Below are 19397 nucleotides of genomic sequence, written 5' to 3' on the forward strand. Positions count from 1 at the left end.
TCCAAGATCCGCGCTTTAGGCGGCGCCGAGCCGGGAGAGGATCAGGTCCCGTACGGTCTTGGCGTCGGCCTGGCCCTTGGTGGCCTTCATGACCGCGCCGACCAGGGCACCGGCGGCCGCGACCTTGCCGTCGCGGACCTTCTGCGCCACGTCCGGGTTGGCGGCGATCGCCTCGCCCACGGCCGCGGTGAGCGCGCCGGTGTCGGACACGACCTCCAGCCCGCGCGCCGCGACGATCTCGGCCGGACTGCCCTCGCCGGCCACCACGCCTTCGAGGACGGCCCGAGCGAGCTTGTCGGTCAGCTTGCCCTCGTCGACGAGGCGAGCAAGCTCAGCGACGTGGGCCGGCGTGGCACCCACCTCGGCGAGTTCGACGCCGGCCTCGTTGGCCCGCCGCGCCAGCTCACCGAGCCACCACTTGCGGGCGGCGTCGGGCGACGTACCCGCGGCGACGGTGGCCTCGATCAGCTCCACCGCACCGGCGTTGACGATCGACTCCATGTCGTGCTCGGAGACGCCCCACTGCTCCCGCAGCCGCTCACGGCGTACCCGCGGCGGCTCCGGCAGGGTGGCCTTCAGCTCCTCGACCCACACCGGGTCCGGCGCGAGCGGCACCAGGTCCGGGTCCGGGAAGTACCGGTAGTCCGTCGCCTCTTCCTTGCTCCGCCCGGGCCGGGTGTCGCCGGTGTCCTCGCGGAAGTGCCGGGTCTCCTGCGTGATCCTGCCGCCGGCGTCGAGGACCGACGCCTGGCGCAACATCTCCGACCGGACCGCCCGCTCGACCGACCGCAGCGAGTTGACGTTCTTAGTCTCGGTACGGGTGCCCCACTCCGCTCCCGGCCGGTTGAGCGACGTGTTGACGTCGCAGCGCAGCGAGCCCTGCTCCATCCGTACGTCGGAGACGCCCAGCGAGCGGATGATGTCGCGGAGCTCAGTCACGTAGGCCCGCGCCACCTCGGGCGCGAGCGTCCCGGCGCCGGCGACCGGCTTGGTGACGATCTCGACCAGCGGGATGCCGGCCCGGTTGTAGTCGACCAGCGACTCGGTCGCGCCGTGGATGCGGCCGGTCGCACCGCCGATGTGCAGCGTCTTGCCGGTGTCCTCCTCGAGGTGCACCCGCTCGATGCCGACCCGTACCGTCTTGCCCTCGACCTCGACGTCCAGGTAGCCGTCGACGCACAGCGGCTCGTCGTACTGGCTGATCTGGAAGTCCTTCGGCATGTCCGGGTAGAAGTAGTTCTTCCGGGCGAACCGGCACCACGCCGCGATGGAGCAGTTGAGCGCCAGGCCGATGCGGATCGTCGCCTCGATGGCGGCCTTGTTGGCCACCGGGAGGCTGCCGGGCAGGCCCAGGCAGACCGGGCAGACCTGGGTGTTCGGCTCGGCGCCGAACTCGGTCGGGCACGAGCAGAACATCTTGGTGCGGGTACCCAGCTCGACGTGGGTCTCGAGGCCGATCACCGGCTCGTAACGGGCGACGACCTCTTCGACGGTCGCCGGGGCGGTCGTGGTCATGAGTTGCTCCCAGTCAGGGCGGGCGGCGTCAGCGGCGGGATCGCGGTCTCCAGGGCGGCGGCGACGCGGTACATCCGGTCGTCGGCCATGGTCGGGGCCATGATCTGCAGGCCCACCGGCAACCCCTCGGACACCCCGGCCGGCACGGAGATCGCCGGACCGCCGTACAGGTTGGTCGGGATCGTGTACAGGTCGGCGAGGTACATCTGGTACGGGTCGGAGGTACGCGAGCCGAACGGGAACGCCACGAACGGCGTGGTCGGCGACACCAGCACGTCCACCTGCTCGAAGGCCGCGTTGAAGTCCCGCGTGATCAGCGTACGGACCTTCTGCGCCTGGCCGTAGTAGGCCTCGTAGTAGCCGCTCGACAGGGCGTACGTGCCGAGCATGATCCGCCGCGTCACCTCGGGGCCGAAGCCGGCCTCCCGGGTCAGCGACATGACCTCCTCCAGCGAGCGCTGGCCGTCGTCGCCGACCCGCAGGCCGTAACGCACGCCGTCGAAGCGGGCCAGGTTGGACGACGCCTCACTCGGCGCGATCAGGTAATAAGCGGGCAGCGCGTACTCGAAGTGCGGGCAGGACACCTCGACCACCTCGGCGCCGAGCTTGACCAGCGCCTCGATGGCGTCGCGCACCGCCGCGGCGACGCCGGGCTCGGCGCCCTCGCCGGAGAACTCGCGGACCAGACCGATCCGGACACCGGTCAGGTCGCCGGTGGCACCCAGGCGGGCCGCCTCGACCACGGCCGGTACCGGCGCCGGGATCGACGTCGAGTCGCGCGGATCGTGGCCGCCGATGACCTGGTGCAGCAGCGCCGCGTCGAGCACGTTGCGGGAGACCGGGCCGGGCGTGTCCAGCGACGACGAGAAGGCGATCAGGCCGTACCGGGACGTGCCGCCGTAGGTCGGCTTGGACCCGACGGTGCCGGTGACCGCGCCGGGCTGGCGGATCGATCCACCGGTGTCGGTGCCGATCGCCAGGGGCGCCTCGTACGCGGCGACCGCCGCGGCCGAGCCACCGCCGGAGCCGCCGGGGATGCGGTCGAGATCCCACGGGTTGCGGGTCACGCCGTACGCCGAGTACTCCGTCGACGAGCCCATCGCGAACTCGTCCATGTTGGTCTTGCCGAGCATCACCATGCCGGCGGCGTTGATCCGCTCCATGATGGTGGCGTTGTACGGCGGCCGCCAGCCTTCGAGGATCTTGGAGGCGGCCGTCGTGGGCACGCCCTTGGTGGCGATCACGTCCTTGATCGCGATCGGCACGCCGGCGAGGGGGCCGAGCTCCTCGCCGCGGGCGCGGGCCTCGTCGACCTTGCGCGCCGCGGTGATCGCACCGTCGGTGTCGACGTGCAGGAAGGCGTGCACCCGGTCGTCGACCTGAGCGATGCGGTCGAGGTGGGCGCGGGTGACCTCCTCGGCGGAGACCTCGCCGCTGGCGATCATTCGACCGAGCTCAGCGGCGGTCGCCTTCGTTACGTCAGTCACGGCGGTCACGCCTCCTCGTCCAAAATCCGCGGCACCCGGAACCGGCCGTCCTGCGCGTCCGGAGCGCCGGACAGCGCCTCCTGCTGGGTCAGCCCTGGCTGCACGACGTCGTCGCGCAGAATGTTCGTCAGCGGGATGGAGTGCGACGTCGGCGGGATGTCCGCCGCGGCCACCTCGCCCACGCGGGCGACTGCTTGCAGGATCACGTCGAGCTGCCCAGCGAACGTGTCTAGCTCGGTTTCGTTCACGGCGAGCCGCGCGAGACGCGCGAGGTGCGCGACCTCCTCGCGGGAAATGGCAGCCATGCGGGTGCCCCTTTGCGGGTTGAAGGAAGATTTCCGGACCTTGCGAGTCTATTTGCCTAGTCCGGCAGCCGATAAAGGATATGCCGTGTGGGCAGCGGGCTGCCACTCTCATGATCACCAAGAGTTAGCGGCGTCATAGCACCGCAAACTCTCGGTGATCATGGGATCGGCTTCCGGTTGAACTGTTCTTCCGTCACCCCTCCGCCGGGGTGGCAGCCACCGCCCGCGCCGCCTCGGGCCCCTCGTTGAGCAGGACGCGAAGCCCGTCCTCGTCGAGGACCGGCACCTTCAGGGCGACCGCCTTGTCGTACTTCGAGCCCGGCGCCTCCCCCACGACCACGAAGTGCGTCTTCTTCGACACCGACCCGGTGACCTTGCCGCCCCGCGTCGTGACCGCCTCGGTCGCCTCGTCCCGCGAGTACGTCGGCAGCGAACCCGTGATCACGACGGTGACACCCTCCAGCGGGCGGGGCCCGGCCTCGACGTGCTCCTCGGCCATCCGGACGCCGGCGTTACGCCACTTCTCGACGACGTCGCGGTGCCAGTCGACCGTGAACCACTCCTTGACCGACTCGGCGATCGTCGGGCCGACCCCTTCGACGGCGGCCAGCTCCTCGACGCTCGCGGCCTCGATCGCGTCGATGGAGCCGAACTCACGCGCGAGGGCCTGCGCTGCCGTCGGGCCGACGTGGCGGATCGACAGCGAGACCAGCACCCGCCACAGTGGACGGCTCTTCGCGTCCTCCAGGTTGACCAGCAGCCGAGAAGCGTTGCTGCCCAGCGACCCGTCCTTGTTGACGAAGAACGGCGACTCCGACAACTGATCGGCGCCGAGGCTGAACAGATCACCCTCGTCGGTGATCACGCCGGACTCGAGCAGCGCGACCGCCGCCTTGTAGCCGAGCACCTCGATGTCGAACCCCCCACGCCCGGCGAGGTGGAAGACGCGCTCGCGCAGCTGCGCCGGGCACGTGCGGCTGTTGGGGCAACGGATGTCGACGTCACCCTCCTTGGCCGGCGCCAACGGGGAGCCACACTCGGGGCAGTGGGTGGGCATGACGAACGGCCACTCGGAGCCGTCGCGCTTGTCGACTACCGGCCCGAGCACCTCCGGGATCACCTCACCGGCACGCCGGATCATCACGGTGTCGCCGATCAGCACGCCCTTGCGGACGACCTCCTGAGCGTTGTGCAGGGTCGCGGTCGTGACCGTGACGCCGCCGACGAAGACCGGCTCGAGCACCGCGTACGGCGTGACGCGGCCGGTACGGCCCACGTTGACGCGGATGTCGACCAGCCGGGTCATCGCCTCCTCGGGCGGGTACTTGTACGCGATCGCCCAGCGCGGGGACTTGCTGGTTGCGCCGAGCCGCCGCTGCACGGACACCTGATCGACCTTGACGACCACGCCGTCGATCTCGTGCTCGACCTCATGCCGGTGGTCGGCGTAGAAGTCGATGTACTCCCGCACGCCGGCCATGCTCGGCACCGCGCGCCAGCGGGTGCTGGTCGGCAACCCCCACGCCTTCAGCGACTCGTACGCCTCGGACTGCGTCTTCGGGTCGAACCCGCGCCGGACACCGATGCCGTGCACGACCATCCGCAGCGGCCGGCCGGCCGTGATCCGGGGGTCCTTCTGCCGCAGCGAACCGGATGCGGCGTTACGCGGGTTCGCGAACGGCTTGTCCCCGGCTGCGACCAGGGCGGCGTTGAGGTCAGCGAACGCCTCGATCGGGAAGTAGATCTCGCCGCGCACCTCGAGCAACTCCGGTAGGTCGTCGCCCTGGAGGCGCTCCGGCACGTCGTCGATCGTGCGAACGTTGAGGGTGACGTCCTCACCGACCCGCCCGTCACCACGCGTGGCGGCCCGTACGAGGCGGCCCTGCTCGTACACCAGGTCGATGGCGAGGCCGTCGACCTTCGGCTCGCACAGGTAGCCCACGGGACCACCTGCGTCCCGCTCGACCCGCTCCGCCCACGCCGACAGCTCGCCCTCGTCGAACGCGTTGTCCAGGCTGAGCATCCGCTCCAGGTGGGTGACCGGAGTGAACTGCGTCGAATACGTGCCGCCGACGCGCTGGCTGGGCGAGGAGGGGGTGCGCAGCGACGGGTACCGCTCCTCGATCCCCTCCAGCTCCCGCATCATGCGGTCGTAGGTGGCGTCGTCGACCGTCACGGCGCTGAGCACGTAGTACCGGTACTGATGCTCGCCCAGCTCCTGGGCCAGCGCGGCGTGCCGGTCCCGGACGTCCGCGGGCGGCTCGCCGCCGGCGGCGGCCTCCTGAGCCGGGGTGGCGGTCGCTACCACCTCGCTGATGTCGTCCTCGCTCATACGATCACCTCGCTCGCACCGTAGCCCGCCCGGCCGACGTTCACGGCGACGACCGGCCGGTGCGCCACAGCTCACATGCCCAAGATCCGCGCAGGATGTCACTTCTTGCTGCTATTCAAGCTCTGAAAGCAGCAATGTGTGACACCTTGCGCGGATCTTGGGGCGCGGATCTTGGGGCGCGACTCAGCGCGACGGCACGAGCTCAGGCGCGGCCTCGGGGGCGGCCTCGCTCTCGCGGATGCCGAACCTGCGCCACACCCGCTCCAGCGGCCCGGGCAGCCACCAGTTCGCCGGGCCCAGCAGCCGCATGGTCGCCGGGACCAGCAGCGCGCGGACGATGGTGGCGTCGATGACGATCGCCACGAGCATGCCGACCCCGATCATCTTGATGACCGTGATCCCGCCGGTGGCGAACGCGCCGATGACCACGATGAGCAGGACGGCGGCGCTGGTGATGATGCCTCCGGTGCGCTGGAGGCCGGTGGCCACGGCCAGGGCGTTGTCACCGCCTGTGTCCCACTGTTCGCGGATGCGGCTGAGCAGGAACACCTCGTAGTCCATGGACAGGCCGAAGGCCATGGCCAGGATCAGGATCGGCTGGGTGGCCTCCACCGTGCCGGTCGAGGTGAAGTGAAGCACCCCGGACAGGTTCCCGTCCTGGAAGATCCAGACCAGGGCGCCGAACGACGCGGTGAGCGACAGCAGGTTCATCACGATCGCCTTCAGCGGCAGCAGCAGCGACCCGAACGCGAGGAACAGCAGCACGAAGGTCACGCTGAACACCCACAGCGCCATCCACGGCAACTTCGCGCCGATGCCGTGCAGCAGGTCGACCAGGTTCGCGGTCTCCCCACCCACCGTGACCGTCGCGCCCGCCGGTGCGGGCAGGTCACGGACGTGGGCGACCAGCGACCGGGCCGGCGAGGAGTACGCGTCCAGGTCGTGCGCGACGTCGACGACGGCGCGGTTGCCCGAAACCCCGGCGACGGCGGCCCCCCTCACTCCGTCCAGGCTCTTCAACGAACCGACGTACCGCTCGAGCGCGGCGGGCGTGGCGCCCTCCACGACGACCCGGATCTTCTCGCCGCCGCCGGGGAAGTCGGCGACGAGCCGCTCGGCCACCTCCCGGCTCTCCACTCCGTTGGGCAGCGCCCGGTGGTCGACGCCGCCGAACTGCACTCGCAGGAACGGTGAGCCGGCCAGCAGCAGCACCGGCACGATCACCGCCACGTACAGGATGGGCCGGCGCATGACGCTGCGCGCGATCCGGTACCAGGCGCCGTGGCCCTCCGCCGCCCCCTCGCGTCGGCGTAGACCCGGCAGGCGGAGCGCGTCGACCCGGCGCCCCAGCACCGCGAGCAGTGCCGGAAGCGCGGTCAGCGCGGCGAGCATGGCGACGCCGACCGCGGCGATGCCGCCGAGCCCCATGGACCGGAAGAACACCTGCGGGAACAGCAGCAGCGAGGACAGCGACACCGCCACGGTGACCCCGGAGACGGCGACCGTACGCCCGGCGGTCGACATGGTGGCCACGAGCGCCTGCTCGACATCGCGGCCGGCGCGCAACTCCTCCCGGAAGCGGCTCACCACGAACAGGGCGTAGTCGATGGCCAGGCCGAGCCCGAGCATCGTCACGATGTTGATCGCGAACACCGATACCTCGGTGAACCCAGTGATCACCCGCAGCACCGTGAAGGCGCCCAGGATCGCGACACCGCCCACGGCCAGTGGGAGGCCGGCGGCGACCAGACCGCCGAACACCACGACGAGCAGGATCAACAGGACCGGGAACGACAGCATCTCGGCCTGGGCGATGTCCTTGCTGACCTGGTTGTTGATGTCCTGGTTCAGCGGTACGCGGCCACCCTTGGTCACCGTGAAGCCGGCCGGCGCGCGGACCTTGCCGGCGAGCCGATCGTAGGTGTCGGCTGCCTGGCTGCTGTCCCCGGCGAAGCGGATCGCGGCGTACGTGGCGTGCTGGTCCCGGGACACCATTGTGGGCGACTTGGTGGTCCAGTACGTGGCGACCATGTCGACGTCCGCGGCCGGCAGCGTACCCACCACATCCTGGACCGCCTGCCGGAAAGCGGGGTCGGCCACGGTCAGGTCAGGATGCTCGACCAGGAGCACGACGTCGGCGCCGCGACCGCCGAGGACGGTTTGGGCCGCCTTCGCCGCCCGGTAGGACTCGCTGCGGGTGTCTTCGAAGCCGTCGCCGGCGAGGGCGCCGAACACCCCGGTCCCCCACACTCCCGCGAACACGACCACGAGCGCGGTACCGATCAGAAACCAACGCCGGTACCGGAAGCTAGCCCGCCCCAACAACGCAAACATGTGGACAAATTACGCGAAAGATCCTCAGATCAATCGGCTGACATGCCGGGCGGTTACCTCCCGGCGGTCGCCTCCTAAGCTCGCCTGCAGACGTTGCGGGAGGTCGGCGGTGCGTACGGCGTTGGTGTGGTTGGCGGTCCTGATCGTGATCGCCGCGCTGGCGTGGTGGCGCCTGCGGCGGCGGCCGGCCCGGCCCCGGCTGCGCAGCGAGCCGCCGGACGCGTCGTGGCGTACCCGCCCGCAGCCGGGCGAGATCTGGTGGGCCGACGTGCCGTTCGAGGACGGCACCGGCCACAAGGTGCGCCCCTGTCTCGTCCTACGCACGCACCAACGTCAGGTCGAGGTACTGAAGATCACCAGCCAGGACCAGAGCGCCCGCCGGGACCACGTCGAGATCCCGACCAAGGCGTGGGACCGCAGGGCGACCCACAACAGCTTCCTGGACCTGTCCGGCCCGTTCCAGCTGCGCGACGCCGCCTTCTCCCGCAAGGCGGGCACGGTCGACCCGAAGACCTGGCGCGCCGTACGGGAATTACACCGCACCGGCTGGGTCTCCTGACCGGAAAACGTCACTCCTCGCGCAGGCGCCGCCCGGCGTCCCGGCAGGCCTTCATGACCGAGCGCGCGTACTCCATCGTCGTGCCGGCGAGCCCACACGTCGGGGACACCACGACCTGCTCCGGCAGCCGGGTGGCGGGGAAACCGAGCTTGGCCCAGACCTCGCGGACCCTTGACGCGGCCTGAGCCGACGACGGCGGCCGGCCGTTGGCCGGCTCGCGGGTGTCCACGACCCCGGCGATCAGGCCCAGCCCGGCGTCGAGCGCCTCGCCCAGCGGGTCGAGATCCGACAGCAGCGTCAGGTCGAGCGCGACGGCCGCGGCGCCGGCACCGCGTACAAGATCAATGGGTACGTCCGGAGCGCAGCTGTGCACGATCACGGGTACGCCAGCAGCGTCGATGACGCTGGCCAACGCGGACCTGGCGGCTGTCTCCTCCACCGCGCGCAGGGTGCCGAAGCCGCTCTCCGTCGGCACCCTGCCGGCCAGCGCGGCGGGCAGCGACGGCTCGTCGAGCTGGAGCAGCAGCTGGGCGCGCGGCAGGCGGGCGGTCAGCTCGGCGACGTGACCGCGCAGCCCCTCGGCGAGGGACTCGACCAGCTCGCGGACGGCGCCCGGGTCGCGCAGCAGCCGGCCGCCGGCCGGCAGCTCGATCGACGCCGCGAGCGTGAACGGGCCGGCCGCCTGCACCTTGAACGGGCCCGCGTAGTCGGCGGCCTGTTCGGTCACCGCGTCCAGGTCGCGTTCGAGCAGGTCGCGGGCGACCCGCAGGTCGTGGCCGGGGCGGGCGGCCACCCGCCAGCGGTTGGCGTACACCTCGACCGGCAGGTCCACCAGTAGCCCCGCGCCGCGCCCGATGAGGTCCGCGCCCGGCCCGCGAGCGGGCAGCTCCGGCAGGTGCGGCAGGTCGGGCAGCTCGCCGAGCACGATGCGGACCGCCTCGACGATGTCGGTGCCGGGTAGCGAGCCGATACCGGTGGCGGCGCCCGGTGGCCAGGGCCAGGAGTTGCTCATGAGACGTGAGGCTACCGCTCAGGCGGGCGCGCCCGCCCGCTCGGCCGTGGTGATCGTGGCCGACCCGAGCACGATGTCCCCGGCCGGGTCGGGGCGGTACGCGACGACCGCCTGGCCGGCCGCGATGCCGCGCACCGGCCGGTGCAGTTCCGCGACGAGCCGGTCCGAGTCGACCCGGACTCCTGCCCGCACCGGCTCGCCGTGTGCGCGCAGCTGCACCTCGCAGTCGATCTCCGAGGAGGGCACCTCGCCGGCCGTCCACACCGGACGCTCGCCGTGCACCCGGTCCACCTCGAGCGCCTCGGCCGGGCCGACGGTCACGGTGTTGGTGACCGGGGTGATCGAGAGGACGTACCGGGGCTTGCCGTCGGCCGCTGGCCGGCGCAGGTCGAGCCCGCGCCGCTGGCCGACGGTGTACGCGTACGCCCCCTCGTGCGTGCCGACCACCTCGCCGGTGGTGGCGTCGACGATGTCGCCGGGCGTCCCACCGAGGCGTGAGTGCAGGAAGCCGCGGGTGTCGCCGTCGGCGATGAAGCAGATGTCGTGGCTGTCCGGCTTCTCGGCCACGGCGAGGTCCCGCCGCGCGGCCTCCTCCCGTACCTGCGCCTTGGTGGAGTCACCGAGCGGGAAGATCGAGTGGGCCAGCTGCTCCCGAGTGAGGACGGCCAGCACGTACGACTGGTCCTTGCCGAGGTCGACCGACCGGCGCAGCAGGCCGTCCGCGCCCAGCCGGGCGTGGTGACCGGTCACCACCGCGTCGAAGCCGAGGGCGAGCGCCCGGTCGAGCACGGCCGCGAACTTGATCTTCTCGTTGCAGCGCAGGCACGGGTTGGGGGTACGGCCGGCCGCGTACTCGGCGACGAAGTCGTCGACGACGTCGGCGTGGAACCGGTCGGCCATGTCCCAGACGTAGAACGGGATGCCGATCACGTCCGCGGCGCGCCGGGCGTCGCGCGCGTCTTCGAGGGTGCAGCAGCCGCGCGCCCCGGACCGGTACGTCTGCGGGTTGCGCGACAGCGCCAGGTGCACGCCGGTCACGTCGTACCCGGCCTCGGCCGCCCGGGCAGCCGCCACCGCCGAGTCGACCCCGCCCGACATCGCCGCAAGAACCTTCACGACTACTGAGGTTAGCCGGTGTCAGACGCGGGCGGCCCGGACGGCCCCGGCCCGCCGGGCCCGCTCCACGGCGGCGGGCAGCGCGGCGACCACGGCATCGACCTCGGCGAGCGTCGACGTGTGGCCGAGGGTGAACCGCAGCGACGAGCGCGCCCGGTCGTCGTCGGCGCCCATCGCCAGCAGGACGTGTGACGGCTGGGCGACCCCGGCGGAGCAGGCCGATCCGGTCGAGCAGGCGATCCCCTGCGCGTCCAGCAGCAGCAGGAGCGCGTCGCCCTCGCAGCCTGGGAAGGAGAAGTGGGCGTTGCCGGGCAGCCGGTCGACCGGATCGCCGTTGAGGATGGCATCCGGCACCGCCTGCCGCACGCCGGCGATCAGCGCGTCGCGGATCTCGCCGACCCGGGCGGCGTACTCGGCCCGCCCCTTCACCGCGATCTCCACCGCGGTGGCGAACGCCACGATGCCGGGGACGTCGAGCGTGCCGGAGCGCACGTCGCGTTCCTGTCCGCCGCCGTGCAGCAGCGGCGTGCACTCGATGTCCCGGCCGAGCACGAGGGCGCCAACCCCGATCGGACCACCCAGCTTGTGGCCCGTCACGGTGAGCGCGGCGGCACCACTGCCGGCGAAGTCGACGGGCACCTGACTGACGGCCTGGATCGCGTCGGTGTGCAGGGGGACTCCGTGCGCGGCGCAGATCTGCGCGAGCTCGGCCACCGGCTGCACCGTGCCTACCTCGTTGTTGGCCCACATCGCCGTGGCGAAGGCGACCTCGTCGCCGTACTCGTCGAGCGACGCCCGCAGCGCGTCGACCTCCATGCGCCCCAGCCCGTCGACGGGCAGCCAGGTCACCCGGGCGCCCTCCTCGCGGGCGAGCCACTCCACGGAGTCCAGCACGGCGTGGTGCTCCACCGCGGACGCGATGATCCGGGTACGCGCCGGCTCGGCGGCACGGCGCGCCCAGAAGATGCCCTTGACGGCGAGGTTGTCACTCTCGGTGCCACCGCTGGTGAAGATCACCTCGGAGGGCCGGGCGCCCAGCGCGGCCGCGATCCGCTCGCGCGACTCCTCGACCCGGCGGCGGGCGTGGCGGCCGGGCGCGTGCAGCGACGAAGCATTGCCCAGTTCACGGGCGGTTGCCGCATAAGCGTCCAGCGCCTCGGGCAGCATCGGCGTGGTCGCGGCATGATCCAGGTAGGCCATCGCTTCCAGCCTATCGGCCCCGGGACGGCGCCCCGATCGGCCCCGCTGCGGTGCTGGCGCGATCAAAGAAAGGTGCCTTTTCCGCGCAACCTGCGCGGAAAAGGCACCTTTCTGTCACACACTCAGCCCTTGCGCTTGCGGATCTCCTCCGCCGCCTGCGGCACGACCTTGAACAGGTCGCCCACGACACCGAAGTCGGTCAGCTCGAAGATCGGCGCCTCTTCGTCCTTGTTGACCGCGACGATCGCCTTGGACGTCTGCATGCCGGCCCGGTGCTGGATGGCGCCGGAGATGCCGAGCGCCACGTACAGCTGCGGGGAGACCGTCTTGCCGGTCTGGCCGACCTGGAACTGGTGGGGGTAGAAGCCGGAGTCGACAGCCGCGCGCGAGGCGCCGACCGCGGCGCCCAGCAGGTCCGCCAGCTCCTCGACCAGTTTGAAGTTGTCGCCGCTGCCGACGCCGCGACCGCCGGAAACGACGATCGACGCCTCGGTGAGCTCCGGACGGGAGCCCTTCTGCTCGGCGACCCGGTTGGTCACCTTGGCGAGCTTGTCGGCGTCGGTCACCTCGACCGTGAGGTTCTCCACCGCCGGCGAGGCCGGCGCGGGAGTCGGGTTCACCGAGTTGGGCCGCAGGGTCACCAGCGGGATGCCCTTGGTGACCTTGGACTTCACGATGGTCTGGCCGGCGAAGACGACCTGGGTCGCGGTGCCGTCCGCGTCCAGCCCGACCGCGTCGGCCAGGATGCCGTTCTCCAGCTTGACCGCCAGGCGACCGGCGATCTCCTTGCCCTCCTGGCTGGAGGCGAGCAGCACGGCGGCCGGCGACACCGACTTGACCAGGTTGGCCAGCACGGTGGCCTTCGGCGCGACCAGGTGACCGTCGATCTCCTCGCTCTCGGCCGCGTAGATCTTCTGCGCGCCGTACTCCGCGAGCTTGTCCTGCAGCTTGGCGACCGCACCGGGCCCGCCGAGGACGACCGCCGACGGCTCGCCCAGCTCACGGGCGATGGTCAGCAGCTCAAGCGTGACCTTCTTGACGCCGAACGCCTGCGTGGCCTCGACGACGACGAGTACTTCTGCCATCTCTTTGGCCCCTCTCAGACGAACTTCTCGCTGGCCAGGTACTCCACCAACTTCAGGCCACCGTCACCGGAGTCGGTGATCTTGTTACCGGCCTGACGCGGCGGGCGCTTGCTGTGCTCGACGACCGCGCTGGTGGCGCCGTCGAAGCCCACCTCGGACGCGGCGATACCCAGGTCGGCGAGCGACTTGGTCTCCAGCGGCTTCTTCTTGGCCGCCATGATGCCCTTGAAGGACGGGTACCGCGGCTCGTTGATGGTGTCCCACACGCTGACCACGGCCGGCGTCGAAGCCGTGACGACCTCGTAGCCCTCCTCGGTCTGCCGCTCGATCGTGAGCGACGAACCGTCGACGGTCAGCTTGCGCGCGCCCGTGAGCGCCGCGATCCCGAGCCGCTCGGCGATCATGTGCGGCATCACCTGCACGCGACCGTCGGTCGACTCGGCGCCGCAGATGATCAGGTCGGCGTTTAGCTGGCCGATCGCTGCCGCGAGCACCTTCGACGTGGCGACGGCGCACGAGCCGTGCAGAGCCTCGTCGACGACGTGGACGGCCGAGTCGGGACCCATCGAGAGCGCCTTGCGGATCGACTCGCTCGCGCGGTCGGGACCCACGGTCAGCACGACGACCTCGCCGCCGTGCTTCTCCTGGATCTGCAGGGCCTCCTCGATGGCGTACTCGTCCATCTCGTTGATCACATTGTTGGCCGACCCACGGTCGACGGTGTTGTCGTCACTGCGCAGGTTGCGCTCCGCACCGGAGTCCGGCACCTGCTTGACGAGTACGACGATCTTCATCGTTCTCCGACGTCCTCCTGCTCGACAGAGTCCGTGTAACACGGGTTGTACGCCCAGCCACACGTTACGGGACGATTCAAGGCGACCCTGGACCGCCTGGACGCCTCAGATGTTACCCGCCAGTAAGTTAATGTCCCCCTTGAACCTGCGTGACTCGGCTCACCGTTCTCCAGTCAGGAGGCACAATGGAGCCCGCGTCTGATATGTCAGGTTTCTTCGTACCGGTCGTCATCTCGGTACCGGACGATTCGGAAGCGCCCGTGCGCCACCGGGTACAGGTCGGCAACCCCCGGTGTACGTGCGGACTACCGCGCGAGGAGTGCGTGCGCCGGCGGGTCCGGGCACTGTGGGGCACATAATCGCGGCGTGATCAGCTCCATACGCACGTGGTTCGACCCGAGCGACAGCAACCGGGTCGGTGAACGACCCGACTACCGCTTCTCCCTGGCGAACGAGCGCACCTTCCTGGCCTGGCTGCGCACCGGGCTCGCGCTAATCGGCGGCGGCCTCGCGGTCGCGCAGTTCCTGTCCGGCGGGATCGCCCGCGACGCGCTCGCGCTCGCCCTGTTCACGCTCGGCGGCCTCGTCGCCGTACGCGCGCTCGACCACTGGGCGCGCAGCGAACGGGCCATCCGCCAGGGCGGCGAACTGCCACCGTCCCGCTTCCCCGCCGTCCTCGCCCTGCTGGTCGCATTCGGCGCCGGCGCCCTCGTGGCGATGGTCCTCGCCGGAATCGTCGGCACGTGAACGGCGAAAACCGCGGCGACCGGGGACTGCAGCCCGAGCGTACGCGGCTGGCCTGGCGACGGACGGCCCTGGCCGCGACGGCGGTGTCCGTACTGGCCGCCCGGCTGGCGGTCGGCACCCGGCTGACCGCGTACGGGGCACTGTGCGTGGCCGCCGTGGCACTGCTCTGGCTCGCGGTCGTCACGGCATGCCAACGGCGGATCAAGGCCCTGGCCGCCCCCCGGCCGACCGCCGCCGGCCGGGTACCGGCGGTGCTCGCGGCCGCCGTCGCCGGGTACGCCCTGCTCGGCGCGCTTCTCATGGCCCTGCCCGGAGGCTGAGACGCGCTCCGCACGGGCCTACGCCCGGGCTGGGATCTGCGCGATGATAAGCGCCATGACGCGCCTGTTCGTCTTGTTCGCGCTCGTCGACCTGATACTCCTGGTCGTCGCCCTGATCGGCTGCCTGTCCGCTGAGGACTACGAGATCCGCGCGCTGCCGAAGGCGGCCTGGGTGCTGATCATCCTGTTCCTCTCACCGGTCGGCGCCATCGCGTGGTTCGTCGCGGGGCGGCCGCAGCGCGAGGCCGCAGCCCGACCAGGGCGCCGGCGGGCCGGCTCGGGATTTCCCGAGAACTCCCGGCCCCTCGCCCCCGACGACGACCCCGAGTTCCTCCGCGACCTCGCCGCGCGCACCCGGCGCGACGACGAGGATCTGCTGCGCCGCTGGGAGGAGGACCTGCGCCGGCGCGAGGAGGAGTTACGCCGGCGACAGTCGACGGACGAGACCGAGGGCTAGGCCGGCTGCGGGAGCCGCTGCCCGACGCCCAGCAGGCTCGGGACCTCGACCACCGAACCGAGCACCTGGGTCGCGCCGGCGGCGAGCAGCGTGGGCCGATCGCAGTCCCCGGTGAGTACTCCCGCGACGAGACCGGCGCCGGCGCGGCAGCCGGCGATCATGTCGAGCGGGGTGTCCCCCACGACGGCTACCCGGCGCACGTCCGCCACGCCCAGCCGCAGTGCCGCCACGAGCACCTGGTCCGGGTACGGCCGGCCACGACCGGCGTCTGCCGGCGAGATCGCCAGATCGACCAGGCCCCGCCAGCCGATGGCGTCGATGATCGCCTCCCGGGTCGTCCTCGCGAAGCCGGTCATCAGCGCCACCTTCACACCGTCGGCGCGGACCGCCTCGATCGCCTCGGCCGCCCCCGGGATCGGAGTGACGGCGCCCTCGTCGACGAGGAGCCCGTACGCCTCTTCGAACGTCTCGTTGGCCGCCCGCGCCCGCCGTTCATCCCCGCCGAGCAGCAGCCGAAAAATTTCGATCTTGCTCTGCCCCTGGGTCTTGCGGACCACCGTCCGCATCCGGTCGTACTCCACCGTCCCCGGAGCAACCCCCTGGCCGGCGACCGCCACGGTAAAGGCCTGGTCAACCAGGCCTTCATCGCGGATGGTAGTCCCCGCCATATCGATACAGACAACCTGCCAGCGCGCCACTCCCACACCCTTCGTTGTCGCAAATCGGTTCCGGGGGTTCGGTCCAGTGGAGCACTCTGATACGGCGCAAATATGAACGCGGCGTGACTTTCAGCACATGTTATGCCCAGATATTAAGGGCCGCCTGATCCCTCATCCCTGCGGCACAACAGCCGACACTGTGCATAGAGCGCAAACCTGCACAGGGCCGGTGGCGCAACCCAGGATCCGGAGCGGGCGCATGTTCGGTGCCAAACGTCGCGCGGCCAGGCAGGCCGGGCCGATGAAGCCTGTCCCCCGCGACCTGGAGGCCCTTGAGCAACTGCTGTTGAACCTGGACGCGGCCGTCGACGAGGCCGGCGCGTACCGCATCTTCATCGACAGCTTCGTCGGGGCGATGGGCTTCAGCTACGGCAGCGTATGGCGGGTGGACCCGACCGGCCACCTGGAACTGCGCCACGAGACCGGCGCGTTGGCGGAGCACATGCCGACAGCCTCGAGCGCACCGAGCGCCGTCCGGGTTACCGAGGCGATCCGGTCGCGCCGGGCGGTCGTCGTCCGTGACCTCGCCGAAGCTCGCGACTGCCCGCGCTGTGTGTCGGCGCACCAGGCCGGTGCGTCAACCGCGATCTTCACCCCGATCGTCGCGGACGGGCGGGTCGTCGCCGCCATCGAGTACTTCGCGCCGGAGTCCGTCGGGCTGCACGGCGCCCGCCTGGACAAGGTGCTGGCTGTCGGTCGCATCGCCGAGAAGGGCCTGCTCGGCGCGATCGCGGCCGGACGGCTCAAGAAGGTCGCCGACGACCGGCAGGCGGTGACCGCCGTGGTGAGCCAGCTCAGCGAGGCGAACGATGTCGACACCGCCCTCCGGGTCGCCACCGGGAGTGTGCGCACCGCGTTCGGCTGGTCGTACGGGTCGTGCTGGATGCTTGACGAGACCGCGAACGTCCTCCGGCTCGGCGCCGAGTCGGGGTCGGTGAGCGACGAGTTCCGCACGGCGACGACGGCGGCGACTTTTGCCGAGGGCGAAGGACTGTCCGGACGGGCGTGGCACGAGCGCGACCTCGTGTTCGTCAACGACCTCGCCGAACTGACCGACTGCGTACGGGTGGCGGCCGCGCGCCGCACCGGGTTCCGCTCCGGCATCTGCTTCCCGGTCATGCGCGGTGACAAGGTCATCGCCACGATGGACTTCTTCGCCACCGAAGCGGTCGAACTGTCGGACTCGCGCATGTCGGCGCTCCGCGACGTGCAGCAACTGATCTCGCAGCGGCTGGACGACCTGTACCGGGCCGAGGTCGAGGCGGCCAGCGCGCGTGCCCTGTTGGACACCGTCTCCCAGCTTCGCGCGGCGACCGAGGACGCCGCCCGGGTGGCCGACGAGGCGGTGTCGCGGGCGGACACGATGACCGGCGAGGTCGACTCGCTGAGCCAGGCCTCGACCGCCGTCGGCGACGTCATCAAGATCATTTCAGCGATCGCGCAGCAGACCAACCTCCTCGCGCTCAACGCCACGATCGAAGCCGCCCGCGCCGGCGAGGTCGGCAAGGGCTTCGCCGTGGTGGCCAGCGAGGTCAAGGACCTGGCCCGGGAGACCGCCGAGGCCACCGAGAAGGTCGCCGAGCAGATCGCGGCCATCCAGTCGAACACCGGCGCCGTCGCCACCGGCATCCACGCCACGAGCGAGATCATCGGCAGGATGGACGCCGTGCAGACCCGCATCACCGAGGTGCTCGAGCGGCAGGCCGCGATGGCCCAGGAGTTCAGCGGCCGGTAAAGCGTTTACGCCAGGTTCGACGAGCGCGGGTACGCGTCCTCCGGGTCGGTCAGCACGTTCACCAGGTACGGCACGCCGGAGTCGAACGCGCGCCGCAGCGCCGGACCGAGGTCGCCGGCCTTCTCCACGGTCTCGCCGGCGCCGCCCAGCGCGCGGACGACGTCGTCGTAGCGCAGGCCGGCCTGGAGGTCGGCGGCGACGTCGTAGCCGTACATCATCCGCATCGGGTGCTTCTCCAAGCCCCAGATGCCGTTGTTGCCGACCACGATCACGACCGGCAGGTTCTGGCGTACCAGCGACTCGACGTCCATCAGCGAGAAGCCGGCCGCGCCGTCGCCCATCAGGACGCAGATCTGCCGGTCCGGGTAGGTGACCCGGGCGCCCATCGCGTACCCCATGCCGGTGCCCAGGCACCCGTACGGGCCCGGGTCCAGCCAGGTGCCCGGCTGGGCCGGCTCCAGGTACTTGCCCGCGTAGGACACGAAGTCTCCACCGTCGCCGATCGTGACGGCGTCGCGGTCGAGCACCTTGCGCAGTTCGCCGTAGACCCGGCTGGGCTTGATCGGGTCGGTGTCCGCCTCGAGGGCGTCGACCTCCTTGGCCTTCGCGGCATCCTCCGCGGCGCGCAGGGTCGCGACCCAGTCCTCGTGGTCGGCCCGCACACCGGCGTAATCGGCGAGGTTGGACAGGATCAGGCGCAGATCGCCGGCGGGCGAGGCGGCCGGCGACACGTGCGCGGCCTTCTGCGACGGCGCGTCCACGATGTGTACGACCTGGGCGTCACCGAACTCGCCGAAGCCGAGCCGGAAGTCGAGCGGGGTGCCGATCACGCACACCACGTCGGCGCCCGACATGGCGACCCGCCGGGCCTTGGCGAACGCGAGCGGGTGCTCCGGCGGCAGCGCGCCGCGCCCCATCCCGTTGGTGAACACGGGTATCCGCAGCGCCTCGGCGGCCTCGCGCAGCGCGGTCACGGCGTTGCCGGTGTAGACGTCGGACCCCGCGATGATGACCGGCCGCTGCGCGCCCGCGAGCAGGGCCGCCGCCTTCGCCACCTCGTCCGGGTCGGGCTCGATCACCGGGACGTCGACCGGGCCGGGGAGGTTGACCTCGGCGCGAGAGAAGATCACTTCGAGCGGGAAGTCGAGAAAGACCGGGCCACGGTGGGCGGTGAGCGCGATGGTGGCCGCCTCGTGCACCTTCGCCGGGATGTCCTCGGTCGCGAACACCGTCTCCGCGTGCTTGGTCACCGGTCGGACCAGCGGCAGGTGGTCCATCTCCTGGAGGCTGCCCGAGCCCCAGCGAAACTGCGGCGCCCGGCCACCCATCACGACGACCGGGGACGCGTTGAAGTGCGCGCTCGTCAACCCGGAGATGCCGTTGGTGACGCCGGGGCCGGCGGTGAGGACGGCCAGCGACGCTCGGCGCTGGAGCTTCGCGACCGCCTCCGCGGCGAAGACCGCCGACTGCTCGTGGCGTACATCCACCAGCCGCACGTCGGCGCGCTGCGCCGCGTCGTACAGCGGAAAGACGTGCCCGCCCGAGAGCGTGAACATCTCGGTGACGCCGAAGGCCGCAAGCGTCGCGAGGGCAAGCTCCCCGCCATGGCCTTCGTACCGCTCCGTCATCGCCGCTCCTCCTGTCGCGTACCGCCCGCGTAGGTTACCGCCGAGTAAGTAG

Annotated in this window: 17 protein-coding genes; 5 read left to right on the forward strand and 12 right to left on the reverse strand. The window is 71.1% G+C overall.

The genetic code is table 11. From position 1 onward, the window contains the following. Nucleotides 1–15 precede the first annotated feature (15 nt). The 5 genes from gatB to HC028_RS06705 all read right to left on the reverse strand — a co-directional run bounded on the left by gatB (nucleotide 16) and on the right by HC028_RS06705 (nucleotide 7973). Nucleotides 16–1515, reverse strand: a complete 1500-nt coding sequence (gene gatB / locus HC028_RS06685; RefSeq protein ID WP_168074024.1) for an Asp-tRNA(Asn)/Glu-tRNA(Gln) amidotransferase subunit GatB — start codon at nucleotides 1513–1515, stop codon at nucleotides 16–18. After that, the gene (gene gatA / locus HC028_RS06690; RefSeq protein WP_168074026.1) at nucleotides 1512–3002 is read right to left on the reverse strand and encodes an Asp-tRNA(Asn)/Glu-tRNA(Gln) amidotransferase subunit GatA; all 1491 of its coding nucleotides are present in this window, start codon (nucleotides 3000–3002) and stop codon (nucleotides 1512–1514) included. Before gatA ends, gatB begins: the two co-directional genes overlap by 4 nt. A gap of 5 nt (nucleotides 3003–3007) precedes the next feature. Further along, nucleotides 3008–3307, reverse strand: coding sequence for an Asp-tRNA(Asn)/Glu-tRNA(Gln) amidotransferase subunit GatC (gatC, locus tag HC028_RS06695; protein ID WP_168074028.1), 300 nt, complete (start codon nucleotides 3305–3307; stop codon nucleotides 3008–3010). A 193-nt stretch (nucleotides 3308–3500) separates the two neighbouring features. Beyond that, entirely contained in the window at nucleotides 3501–5639 is a 2139-nt protein-coding gene (ligA, locus tag HC028_RS06700) for an NAD-dependent DNA ligase LigA (RefSeq protein ID WP_168074030.1), read from the reverse strand. A gap of 183 nt (nucleotides 5640–5822) precedes the next feature. Beyond that, nucleotides 5823–7973, reverse strand: a complete 2151-nt coding sequence (locus HC028_RS06705; protein WP_168074032.1) for an MMPL family transporter — start codon at nucleotides 7971–7973, stop codon at nucleotides 5823–5825. A gap of 109 nt (nucleotides 7974–8082) precedes the next feature. Between HC028_RS06705 and HC028_RS06710 the strand changes: the two genes are divergently transcribed. Next, entirely contained in the window at nucleotides 8083–8532 is a 450-nt protein-coding gene (locus tag HC028_RS06710) for a type II toxin-antitoxin system PemK/MazF family toxin (protein WP_239075502.1), read from the forward strand. Nucleotides 8533–8542: 10 nt separating this feature from the next. Here HC028_RS06710 and HC028_RS06715 read toward each other — a convergent pair whose 3' ends face one another. From HC028_RS06715 to HC028_RS06735, 5 genes are all read right to left on the reverse strand, one after another. Then, nucleotides 8543–9544 carry a uroporphyrinogen decarboxylase/cobalamine-independent methonine synthase family protein gene (locus HC028_RS06715; protein WP_168074034.1) on the reverse strand — a complete coding sequence of 334 codons (1002 nt, stop codon included), beginning with the start codon at nucleotides 9542–9544 and terminating at the stop codon, nucleotides 8543–8545. 18 nt (nucleotides 9545–9562) lie between these two features. Continuing rightward, the gene (mnmA, locus tag HC028_RS06720; protein ID WP_203981347.1) at nucleotides 9563–10660 is read right to left on the reverse strand and encodes a tRNA 2-thiouridine(34) synthase MnmA; all 1098 of its coding nucleotides are present in this window, start codon (nucleotides 10658–10660) and stop codon (nucleotides 9563–9565) included. A gap of 21 nt (nucleotides 10661–10681) precedes the next feature. Beyond that, entirely contained in the window at nucleotides 10682–11860 is a 1179-nt protein-coding gene (locus HC028_RS06725; protein ID WP_168074036.1) for a cysteine desulfurase family protein, read from the reverse strand. Nucleotides 11861–11982: 122 nt separating this feature from the next. After that, nucleotides 11983–12945, reverse strand: a complete 963-nt coding sequence (locus HC028_RS06730) for an electron transfer flavoprotein subunit alpha/FixB family protein (protein WP_168074038.1) — start codon at nucleotides 12943–12945, stop codon at nucleotides 11983–11985. A 14-nt stretch (nucleotides 12946–12959) separates the two neighbouring features. Further along, nucleotides 12960–13739, reverse strand: a complete 780-nt coding sequence (locus tag HC028_RS06735; protein WP_168074040.1) for an electron transfer flavoprotein subunit beta/FixA family protein — start codon at nucleotides 13737–13739, stop codon at nucleotides 12960–12962. Nucleotides 13740–14105: 366 nt separating this feature from the next. On the opposite strand from HC028_RS06735, the gene HC028_RS06740 reads away from it, so the two are divergent. The 3 genes from HC028_RS06740 to HC028_RS06750 are packed head-to-tail and all read left to right on the forward strand — an operon-like array spanning nucleotide 14106 to nucleotide 15263. Further along, complete coding sequence (locus HC028_RS06740) at nucleotides 14106–14486, forward strand: YidH family protein (RefSeq protein WP_168074042.1); 381 nt, start codon at nucleotides 14106–14108, stop codon at nucleotides 14484–14486. Continuing rightward, nucleotides 14483–14806: a DUF202 domain-containing protein gene (locus HC028_RS06745; protein ID WP_168074044.1), complete on the forward strand. Its 324-nt coding sequence runs from the start codon at nucleotides 14483–14485 to the stop codon at nucleotides 14804–14806. Before HC028_RS06740 ends, HC028_RS06745 begins: the two co-directional genes overlap by 4 nt. 55 nt (nucleotides 14807–14861) lie before the next feature. Beyond that, nucleotides 14862–15263 carry a PLD nuclease N-terminal domain-containing protein gene (locus HC028_RS06750; RefSeq protein ID WP_168074046.1) on the forward strand — a complete coding sequence of 134 codons (402 nt, stop codon included), beginning with the start codon at nucleotides 14862–14864 and terminating at the stop codon, nucleotides 15261–15263. Here the strand turns inward: HC028_RS06750 and HC028_RS06755 are convergent. Beyond that, a complete protein-coding gene (locus HC028_RS06755; protein ID WP_373313937.1) occupies nucleotides 15260–15967 on the reverse strand; it encodes an HAD family hydrolase in 708 nt (235 codons plus the stop codon). The genes HC028_RS06750 and HC028_RS06755 overlap by 4 nt on opposite strands. A 256-nt stretch (nucleotides 15968–16223) precedes the next feature. Between HC028_RS06755 and HC028_RS06760 the strand changes: the two genes are divergently transcribed. Next, nucleotides 16224–17717 carry a GAF domain-containing protein gene (locus tag HC028_RS06760; protein ID WP_168074050.1) on the forward strand — a complete coding sequence of 498 codons (1494 nt, stop codon included), beginning with the start codon at nucleotides 16224–16226 and terminating at the stop codon, nucleotides 17715–17717. A 5-nt stretch (nucleotides 17718–17722) separates the two neighbouring features. Here the strand turns inward: HC028_RS06760 and HC028_RS06765 are convergent, their stop codons facing one another. Further along, a complete protein-coding gene (locus tag HC028_RS06765; protein ID WP_168074052.1) occupies nucleotides 17723–19345 on the reverse strand; it encodes an acetolactate synthase in 1623 nt (540 codons plus the stop codon). Nucleotides 19346–19397: the final 52 nt, after the last annotated feature.

Source organism: Planosporangium flavigriseum (assembly GCF_011947225.1).
Classification (GTDB): domain Bacteria; phylum Actinomycetota; class Actinomycetes; order Mycobacteriales; family Micromonosporaceae; genus Planosporangium; species Planosporangium flavigriseum.